Annotated in this window: 8 protein-coding genes; 3 read left to right on the top strand and 5 right to left on the bottom strand. The window is 66.1% G+C overall.

The annotated features are described in order from the left end of the window. Positions 1 to 664: 664 nt before the first annotated feature. A complete protein-coding gene (locus tag J7E80_RS08650) occupies positions 665 to 1,345 on the top strand; it encodes a YqjF family protein (protein ID WP_251036638.1) in 681 nt (226 codons plus the stop codon). Here the strand turns inward: J7E80_RS08650 and J7E80_RS08645 are convergent, their stop codons facing one another. Then, entirely contained in the window at positions 1,346 to 1,666 is a 321-nt protein-coding gene (locus tag J7E80_RS08645) for a hypothetical protein (RefSeq protein ID WP_215051054.1), read from the bottom strand. Between the two features lie 121 nt (positions 1,667 to 1,787). Between J7E80_RS08645 and J7E80_RS08640 the strand changes: the two genes are divergently transcribed. Continuing rightward, complete coding sequence (locus J7E80_RS08640) at positions 1,788 to 2,189, top strand: VOC family protein (protein ID WP_215051053.1); 402 nt, start codon at positions 1,788 to 1,790, stop codon at positions 2,187 to 2,189. A gap of 54 nt (positions 2,190 to 2,243) precedes the next feature. Here the strand turns inward: J7E80_RS08640 and J7E80_RS08635 are convergent, their stop codons facing one another. Together J7E80_RS08635 and J7E80_RS08630 are read right to left on the bottom strand one after the other, a co-directional pair. Further along, entirely contained in the window at positions 2,244 to 4,130 is a 1,887-nt protein-coding gene (locus J7E80_RS08635; RefSeq protein WP_215051052.1) for a gamma-glutamyltransferase family protein, read from the bottom strand. A gap of 111 nt (positions 4,131 to 4,241) precedes the next feature. Continuing rightward, on the bottom strand, positions 4,242 to 6,905 hold the full coding sequence (locus tag J7E80_RS08630) for a Tex family protein (protein ID WP_396020736.1): 2,664 nt from the start codon (positions 6,903 to 6,905) through the stop codon (positions 4,242 to 4,244). 147 nt (positions 6,906 to 7,052) lie between these two features. On the opposite strand from J7E80_RS08630, the gene J7E80_RS08625 reads away from it, so the two are divergent. After that, the gene (locus tag J7E80_RS08625) at positions 7,053 to 7,349 is read left to right on the top strand and encodes a hypothetical protein (RefSeq protein ID WP_215051051.1); all 297 of its coding nucleotides are present in this window, start codon (positions 7,053 to 7,055) and stop codon (positions 7,347 to 7,349) included. Positions 7,350 to 7,430: 81 nt separating this feature from the next. On the opposite strand, the gene J7E80_RS08620 is transcribed toward J7E80_RS08625, so the two are convergent. Continuing rightward, entirely contained in the window at positions 7,431 to 7,922 is a 492-nt protein-coding gene (locus tag J7E80_RS08620; RefSeq protein ID WP_215051050.1) for a nucleoside deaminase, read from the bottom strand. 60 nt (positions 7,923 to 7,982) lie between these two features. Then, complete coding sequence (locus J7E80_RS08615; RefSeq protein ID WP_215051049.1) at positions 7,983 to 8,900, bottom strand: triose-phosphate isomerase family protein; 918 nt, start codon at positions 8,898 to 8,900, stop codon at positions 7,983 to 7,985. Between the last annotated feature and the right edge of the window lie 18 nt (positions 8,901 to 8,918).

Below are 8,918 nucleotides of genomic sequence, written 5' to 3'. Positions count from 1 at the left end.
CGCAACCACCACCACAGAACATAGGTCTTCGGGGCAAGGTGTCGTCAGCGTGAGGTTGCGTCGCTGAGCTGGTCTCATCGCCGAAAGGGTTTAGGTTTAATTGCCGTGCGGGGTCGTCAAACGTAGGGTCCAAGAGCCGCGCGGGTCTCGTGGCAGTCTCGTCGCTGGAGTTATCGCCAATGCCTCCGACTCATGGCTGTGAAAAACTCCTCGCCCGTGAGGGTCCAAGGGGCGAGAAGTGGAACGCGAGCCACAGCCATCGTCGTCTACAGGATGATCCACTCAAACGATCACCTCGGCTCTTCCTCGGTCTCCCCGTGTCTTTTCTTCCCGCAAAGCGAAGACTTCCTCCTTGCGGCAGGCGGGGCTAGGCTCGGCGCATAACCGAACCAACACCAAGGACACCCGTCATGAGGGCACACGTCCTGTGTAACGGTCGCAGGCAGCGACCGCTGGACAACAGAGGCGACCGCTACACAACAGAGACACCGTCATCCGAACGGTGTCGCGGCGTCAATGCCCCGCGTCGTGGCGTAAAGGAATAAAGGCAGTGGACAACCTGCAGCGCATCCCGGACACCGGGAAACCTGTCATCCAATGAAACCCACTACCAATGAGACATGACCCGTGGCCACAGCCGCCCACGCTGCCACAGCCCGTCATCATGACCCAGCGATGGAGAGACGCCATCTTTCTGCACTGGCGGATCCCTGAAACAGTAGCCGCAGCCAAAATGCCCCGGGGAGTGCGCGCGGACATTCACGACGGCACTTCATGGGTGGGTATCGTTGCCTTCCGAATGCAGCGGACGACCATTGGACGTGGTCTCGCCGTCCCTTACCTCGGTACTTTCACCGAAGTCAACGTCCGGTTGTACTCCCGGGAGCCGGGTGGCCGGCGAGGAGTGGTCTTCCTGAGTCTGGACGCGCCACGGCTGGCCTTCGTCCTGGCCGCCCGGGCTGCCAGCATTCCCTATGTGTGGTCGCATGCCAGCTTCCGTCCCAGTCTGGAACTCAACCGCGCCATGGGGTATTCAGTACGCAGATTCCGGAACGGCGCTACGTCCGACTTCGCCGCCAGCCCTGCCCTCGACAGAGAAGCAACTGATCCGCTATCCATCTTTCTCACTGCGCGCTTCGGCTTGCACACCCGACTGCGCGGACGCACGCTCTATTTACCCAACACGCATCCCCCTTGGACGCTGTACCCAGCGGAGCTCACCCTGCTGGATGATCAGCTCATCGCCGCCGCAGGCATCGCCGTCTCCGGACCGCCCGAATCGGTCCTGTTCTCCCCAGGAGTCGACACCAGCTTCGGGCGTCCACTGCGTTTAGCTAAACGGTGATCAGGCGTCCTGCCAGCCGCGGCCCTCCACAAAAGTGGCGACAAGTCTACCAACGCCTGCCTGAAGCGAGTTGGACGGATCCTCGTAGAGCGCCCCCTCGGTGGCCCGGCTGTGGATGATGAGTTGCTCGGCTTCGAGCTTGGCCTCCGGGATTGAGGCACCGACGATTCCGGTTCGCGCTGGAAGCTCCGGAGTGTGAATTATCTCTGCGTCCGTCTCCGAGAGCGGGATGGTGTTTCCCGTCCGGATTTCGTCGTACGGGAACTCGAATTCGGCGTTGTCGGGGCCAGCGGGAACCGTGTACTCCAGGAAGTAATTCATATTCCTACCCTTACAGAAAGCCCGCAGACCCGAAACCCCGCCACGCCTGAAAGGATTGAAGCGCCCGCTGCAAGCCGCCTATCCACTCGGCCGGAAGTTACCAGAGACCAAGGAGAACTGCATGCTCAACCGCTTCTACGTCAACCCGATCCTGCCGGCCCAAGACGGTGACCGGGCACGCAACTTCTACCGCGATATCCTGGGCCTTGATCTCCTCACGGGACCCACCGACGATCCCATGGTGTTCGGGGCTGCCTCGGGTTCGAGCATCGCCCTCAGTGAGATCCCCGACCGTGTACCGCCGACCTACCCTGTAGTCAGTTTCATGGTCGAGGACATCGAAGGGCTTGTCGCAGAACTGAAAAGCCGCGGTGCCAACTTTCTGGCACCGGGCGCTGGCAGCTTCGCCGGCGTTGAAGGCAAGGCAACCGCAGAGGTCATGGACTTTGGCGCGGTAAAGTCGGCATTCCTCCAAGACACGGAAGGGAACGTTCTCGCCCTGAACGAAATCGTGACCGGCTGAATCAAGGAGTAAGGGACCGCGGACTAGCCGAACCCACCGTCGGCGTATGCCTGCTTACCTCCCGGCGGCGTAACCCTGCGCGCCGCGCGGATTCGCTGCGGCCTCCAGGACTCCAGTCGCAGGATCACGTACGACGACGGACAGCCGTCCCAGCGTCCAGTCACCGGCGCGAGTGACCCGGTGACCCCTTCGCTCCAGTCCCGCTATGACCTCGCCGCCGAGACGGTCCTCGGCGACGGCGCCGCCCGGCACCCAGGTGCGTGGCCAGAACGAGCCCGGCATCGACGTCGTATGGAACGCCGGCGCGTCGATGGCCTGCTGCGGCGAGTACCCGCCGACGATGGTCCTCAGGAGATACAGAAGCTGCCACTGGTCCTGCTGGTCCCCGCCGGGTGAGCCCAGCGCGGTGACGGCCATGCGGCCGCGCAGCACCAGCGTTGGTGTCAGCGTCGTCCGTGGCCTCTTGCCCGGGGTCAAGGTGGACGGCGTTCCCCCTTCGAGCCATGTCATCTGGAGCCGTGTACCCAAGCAAAAGCCAAGTTCCGGTATTGCGGGCGACGACTGAAGCCGGCCCCCTGACGGAGTGGCGGCGATCATGTTTCCCCAGCGGTCCACGACGTCGATATGGCACGTGTCGCCGCGGGTCTCCCCCGTCACCGTCACGGTCGGTTCGCCCACTCCGGCAGCGGCACCATAAGCAGCGGCACCAGTCGCGGCCCCGCCCTTGGTGCCCGAACCGGCGTCGTCAGCGGCGAGCGCTGGCGGCACGTACTCCGTGCGCAGGGCTGGGGTGTATGGTTCCCGGCCGGGGACGTGCCCGGGGCGGAACTCGTGGGACGCGTCGGCAGTGATCAACTTCCGGCGCTCCGCCGCGTATTCAGCGGACAGCAGATAGTCCAGCGGCACGTCCGCATCACCGTAGTACGCCTCACGGTCAGCAAGCGCGAGCTTCTCAGCCTCAAGGATGGTGTGGGCGCCAAGCTCCGTGGACGGGTCGAGGTGCTCGTCGTCAAAGCCCTCGAGGATGGCCAGCATCTGCAGGAGGGCCGGCCCCTGCCCCCACGGTCCGGTCTTGGCGATCGTGTGGCCGCGGAACTCCAGGGTGGCTGATTCCTCATAGCCCGCGTGGAATCCTGCCATATCAGCCATCGTTAGGACGCCGCGGTGGTCGGTCCCCGATGAGTGGCGGTGCGGCCTCTGTACAGCTTTGACGATAGCTCGGGCCACGAATCCCTCACTCCACTCGCGGCGGGCGGCATCGATCCGCGCCTCGCGCGTGTGGGCAGCGGTTGAACCGACCGCCTCGCCAATGCCCGCCCCGGCCTGGACCAGCCGCTGCAAGGTGCGGGCATGGGTCGGATTCCGGATCAGCTCACCGTCCTCCGGGATCCGTCCCTCCGGCATCCACAGCTCGGCCGATGTAGGCCAGTGTTCCCGGAACAGCTCCGAAACCGCCGAAATGGTGCCGCAGACCCGGCCCAGCACCGGATGCCCGTCACGCGCGTAGCTGATCGCGAAGTCGAGCACCTCCGCCAGTTCCCACGTTCCGTGGTCCCGCAGGAGCAAAAGCCAGGCATCGACGGCGCCAGGAACCGCAGCGGCGAGGGCGCCAGATCCGGGCACGAGTTCCAGTCCTTCGCCCCGGTAGTGCTGCACGGTTGCCCCTGCCGGAGCCGGACCCTGGCCCATCAGTACAACGGGGCTGCCGGGGGCCTCGGCCGTGCTGAATACGCCAGTTGTGTCGCCGCCGGGACCATTGAGGTGGGGCTCCACGACGTGCAGGACGAAAGCCGCGGCCGTGGCAGCATCGAAGGCGTTGCCGCCCCGTTCGAGCACAGACTGCGCGGTTGCGGCCGCCAGCCAGTGCGTCGACGCCGCCATGCCGAAGGTGCCCTGGAGCGTGGGACGGGTTGTGAACGGATCAGGCGGCACGAAACTCATGGGGCTACTGTAGGCACCCGGTTCAGCACCGCCTGGAACACCGCGCCCACGAAACCGTCCGGTCTCTAATCCCGGACGTAATCCCGGACGCCCAGCTATGGCTCCCGAACCCTATTTGCCGAGTCCGGCCCTCCGAAGCGCTTCCGCCATCGCGGTGTTGACGGGGGCTGGCTTTACCGGGGTGCCTTGCCCGGCCCCGGGCGCTGCCTGCCTAGCGCCGCGCTGACCATCCTGGCCAGACTGCGTCCGCCCGCCTGCCTGGCCGCTCCCACCGGACTGCGTCCGCCCGCCTGCCTGGCCGCTCCCACCGGACTGCGGCCGCCCGCCCGACTGCGTCCGCCCGCCTGACTGGCCCCTCCCGCCAGGTGTTCCGTTCCCGCGGTCTTGAGCCCGAGTATTGGCAGATGCCCGGCCGCCAAGCAGGGCCCGCCCGCCGGAAGGTGCCGGTTCCTCGTCGAGCCTCAAGGTCAGTGAAATCCGCTTCCGCTCCGGATCGGCCTCAAGCACCTTGACGCGAACTACTTGGCCAGATTTCACCACTTCCCGCGGATCGGACACGAACCGGTTGGCGAGCGCGGACACGTGCACCAGCCCGTCCTGGTGCACGCCCACGTCGACGAAGGCACCGAATGCCGCCACGTTGGTCACGGTCCCTTCGAGGACCATCCCGGGCTTCAGGTCGGAGATCTTCTCAATTCCTTCCGAGAAGGTGGCCGCCTTGAACGCCGGCCGGGGATCACGGCCTGGCTTTTCCAGCTCGGCGATGATGTCGCGGACGGTCGGCAGCCCGAAGGTCCCATCTACGAAGTCCTGCGGGTTCAGCGAACTGGCTCCGGCCAAGCCTGCGCTGGGCATCGCGGCTTTGCCAGAAGCGCCGGCTCCTGCAGCCGCCATGATCTTCCGGGCCACCGGGTACGCTTCCGGGTGGACGCTGGAGGCATCCAGCGGCTCCGCTCCCCCAGTGATGCGCAGGAACCCGGCGCACTGCTCGAATGCCTTCGCGCCCAGCCGCGGCACTTTCTTGAGTTCGCTGCGCTTGGCAAACGGGCCGTGTTCGTTGCGGTAGGCCACGATGTTCTCGCTCAGCAGCGGCCCAACGCCGGCCACGCGGCTCAGCAGAGCCGGCGACGCCGTGTTCACGTCCACGCCCACCGCATTCACGCAGTCCTCGACCACCGCGTCCAGGCTGCGGTCCAGCTTGGCGGCGGTGACGTCGTGCTGGTACTGCCCGACGCCGATCGACTTCGGATCGATCTTCACGAGTTCGGCCAAGGGATCCTGCAGCCGCCGCGCGATCGAGACCGCACCGCGGAGGGACACGTCCATGCCTGGCAGCTCGGCCGAGGCCAGCGCAGACGCGGAATACACGGATGCGCCGGCCTCGGACACCACGAGCTTCTGCGGCTTCACTCCGGATGCGGCACTGGCACCGGCAGCAGCACCGGACTCCGTGGACAGCCGTTTGAGTAGTTCGGCAGCGAGTTTGTCCGTCTCCCGCGACGCCGTGCCGTTACCGATCGCCACGAGTTCGACGGCGTGCTTCCGCGCCAGCCGCTCCAGCGTCGCCAGGGCTTCGTCCCACTTGCGGGCCGGCGCGTGCGGATAGACGGTGTCCGTGGCCACCACCTTGCCGGTCCCGTCGACCACGGCCACCTTCACACCGGTCCGCAGGCCCGGATCCAGGCCGAGGGTGGCCCGGTTGCCGGCCGGGGCGGCCAGGAGCACATCACGCAGGTTCGCCGCGAAGACACGCACGGCCTCATCCTCAGCAGCCGCGAACATCCGTCCGCGCAGATCAGCGGTCAGCCGGGCAAGCACGCGCGAGCGCCACGCCACCTGCGCGGTCTGCAGGAGCCAGGCGTCTGCGGGCCGGCCGCGGTCGGCGACCCCGAGGAACCTGGCCACGGCGGATTCGTACCGGGCGCGCGCGGCGACGAGAGCGTCGTCGTCGGCCGGATCAGCCTCGGCGAGGTCTAGTTCCAGTACCCCGTCCTTCTCTCCGCGCAGCAGCGCGAGGATGCGGTGGGACGGCATCCCGCTCGGCGCCTGGGAGAACTCGAAGTAGTCCGCGAACTTCTGGCCCTCGGTCTCCTTGCCCTTCTTGACGCGAGACACCATCCGCCCCTGCGCCCACAGCCGCTCGCGCAGCGTCTCGGCAAGATCGGGATCCTGCGCGACCCGCTCCACCAGGATGGCGCGGGCACCGGCGAGCGCTGCTGCAGCATCATCAATAGCGTGTTCGGTGTTCAGGTACTTCGCGGCCTCCCGCTCGGGATCCAGCTCGGGGCGCCTGAGCAGCGTGTCCGCGAGCGGCTCCAGCCCGGCCTCGCGCGCGATCTGCGCCTTGGTGCGGCGCTTGGATTTGAACGGCAGGTAGATGTCCTCCAGCCGGGACTTCGTGTCGGCGGCCACGACGGCGGCCACGAGTTCCGGGGTCAGCTTGCCCTGCGCGGCAATCGCCTCCAGGACGGCACGACGGCGGTCCTCCAGTTCGCGGAGGTACCGCAGGCGCTCGTCGAGCTCGCGGAGTTGGGTGTCGTCGAGCGTCCCGGTGGCTTCCTTGCGGTAGCGGGCGATGAAGGGGACGGTGGATCCGCCGTCGAGCAGGTCCACGGCTGCCTTGACCTGCCATGCCTTTACCCCGAGTTCGTTGGCGATCTGGGCGGCGATATGGTTTGCCGGATCGCCGGCCATGCCGTGGGCTTCAGGGGCTTTCGCCGCCGTTGAAGCGGGTGCAGGGGCGGGCGCGGACGGGTGCTGCGGGAGTTGGGTCACACGAACATTTTGCCTCACTCAGCATTCGGACTGGTCATGCCGGGCATAGATAGCGCGTTCCCGGCAAGAAAAAGGGACTATGCCCGGCCGGGCTTAAGTGATGTAGTGACAATAGGCAGCGGAAGTCATCGACTTAGGCGGCGCGCTATGCAGGAATTGCTGATAATTCTTCAGGACGGCTTCAACGAGGATGAGGTCGCCATCACGGTGAACGGCAAGGAGGCCCGGTACGACCGGGACGTCACCACGCGTGAACTGCTGGGGATGGCGGAGGAGGTGTCGGTGGAGCTGCCGGCGAAAGGCGCAACCGTAGGCGTTGAAGTGACCAGCCGGAATCTCAGCGCCGAGAAGAAGCTTCACGGCCGGCCGCGGAGCCTTCTGGTGTCCATCGAGGACGGCGAACTCGTCCTCAGCGAAGGAACCGGGCGGGAAGCGTTCCTCTAGGAGAATCCCGTCCTAGGACAATCCGTTCCCGAATCCGCGACCGGACGGACTACTCGGCAAACCGTCTATTCGGCACACCGGCTATTCGTCAATGTCTTCCGCGATGTTTTCCGCCCAGAGCCCCGCATGTTCACGCTGGAAGGCCCGCATCATCTGGATGCACCGGGGGTCGTCGAGGACCACTACTTCGACGCCCCGCGATCGCAGCAGGTCCAGTTCTCCCGGAAATGTCTCCGCTTCGCCCACCACAATCTTGGGGATCTTGAACTGGATGATGGCGCCGCTGCACATGGCGCAGGGCGCCAGCGTTGTGTACAGCGCCATGTCCCGGTGCGTTCGTTGGCGGCCAAAGGTCCGAAGTGCAACCATATCGCCGTGGGCTATAGGGTCCCCGTGCTGTACGAGTTCATTGTGGCCGCTGGCGATCACCACATCGCCCCGCGCCAATGCCGCACCGGTGGGGATGCCACCCTCGCGGAGGCTCTTTCTGGCAGCCTGGAACGCCGCCTCGAAGGCTGGGTGAAAAGTTAGGAGAGACTCCGCGTTGCGCTCTTCAAGGTCCGGCTCGGTCATGGCAAATCCACCCTTCTGACACCCCCGTTCCAGCATCGTGGACTTCGGACTTAGGTTCTGTCAATGGTCCCCGGCAAGTGCTATTGCTTCATCCAGTACCTTGCCGAAGTTTGCGGCATCGTGGGCGAATCGGCCGAGGAAAAGTCCGGAGACGCCGTCGAGCTGTGGCAACAGTCCAGGCTTGGCGGAACCGCCGTAGATGATGGGAACGTTGCCTGGCGATCGGCCGCTCTCCAGCCGGTGGTCGGCAAGAAGACCGCGCAGAGAGCGTACGACGGCGGTCACGTAGTCCGCGCTTGCCGGCTCGGCGGCGCCGATGGCCCAGACAGGTTCGTAAGCGATCACGAGCCGTGACGCGAGCTCCCAGTCTCCGCCGGTCGCTGCCTCGATCTGCCGGTAAACGAAACTGGCGGCGCCTGCGGCCGTGCCAGAAGTGGCCGCGCCCGAAGTGGTTTCGGCCGAAGTGGTTTCGGCCGAGGCGGGTGCAGCCACGGAACCAGTGCCGTCGTCCGTCCCGGAACCGGGCCCCGATGTTTCCTCGCCCACGCACAGCAGCGGGGTGAGTCCGGCGTCGTCGACTGCCCTGACTTTGAGCGCAACCATGGCGTCATCCTCACCGAAGTGCCGGCGTCGTTCGGCATGGCCGATCTCCACGAGGCAGACGTCCAGCTCGGCGAGCAGCGATGGCGACACTTCGCCGGTCCACGGACCGTCCGCCCAGCCGCAGTCCTGGGCGCCGAGAAGAGCCGGCGAGCCGGCCAGAATGTCGCCAGCCGCCGGGAGCACGGGGAAGGAAGGGATGACAAACGGGACCACCCGCCCGGCCGCGAGGGCCGGTCGGGTGTCCACTTCCTGGCGCAGCTCGCCCAGCCAGCGCAGGCTGTCCCGGTATCCCAGGTACATCTTGGTGCTGACACCGACGTAGATGGCGTCCGCGGTGGATTGACTTGCGGTGCTGGCTGGGCTGGGCTGCGTCATTCTGGATTACTGCTTTCC

Origin of the sequence: Arthrobacter sp. ISL-28 (genome assembly GCF_018613875.1) — a bacterium.
GTDB lineage: Bacteria > Actinomycetota > Actinomycetes > Actinomycetales > Micrococcaceae > Arthrobacter.
Note: the sequence above shows the minus strand (reverse complement) of the source record. Positions and strands in the feature narration are given on the sequence as shown.

Excerpts from the sequence above, each read along its gene's own strand:
- J7E80_RS08650 (WP_251036638.1), top strand. The coding sequence starts at position 665 with ATGACCCAGCGATGGAGAGACGCCATCTTTCTGCACTGGCGGATCCCT.
- J7E80_RS08645 (WP_215051054.1), bottom strand. The coding sequence starts at position 1,666 with ATGAATTACTTCCTGGAGTACACGGTTCCCGCTGGCCCCGACAACGCC.
- J7E80_RS08640 (WP_215051053.1), top strand. The coding sequence starts at position 1,788 with ATGCTCAACCGCTTCTACGTCAACCCGATCCTGCCGGCCCAAGACGGT.
- J7E80_RS08635 (WP_215051052.1), bottom strand. The coding sequence starts at position 4,130 with ATGAGTTTCGTGCCGCCTGATCCGTTCACAACCCGTCCCACGCTCCAG.
- J7E80_RS08625 (WP_215051051.1), top strand. The coding sequence starts at position 7,053 with ATGCAGGAATTGCTGATAATTCTTCAGGACGGCTTCAACGAGGATGAG.
- J7E80_RS08620 (WP_215051050.1), bottom strand. The coding sequence starts at position 7,922 with ATGACCGAGCCGGACCTTGAAGAGCGCAACGCGGAGTCTCTCCTAACT.
- J7E80_RS08615 (WP_215051049.1), bottom strand. The coding sequence starts at position 8,900 with ATGACGCAGCCCAGCCCAGCCAGCACCGCAAGTCAATCCACCGCGGAC.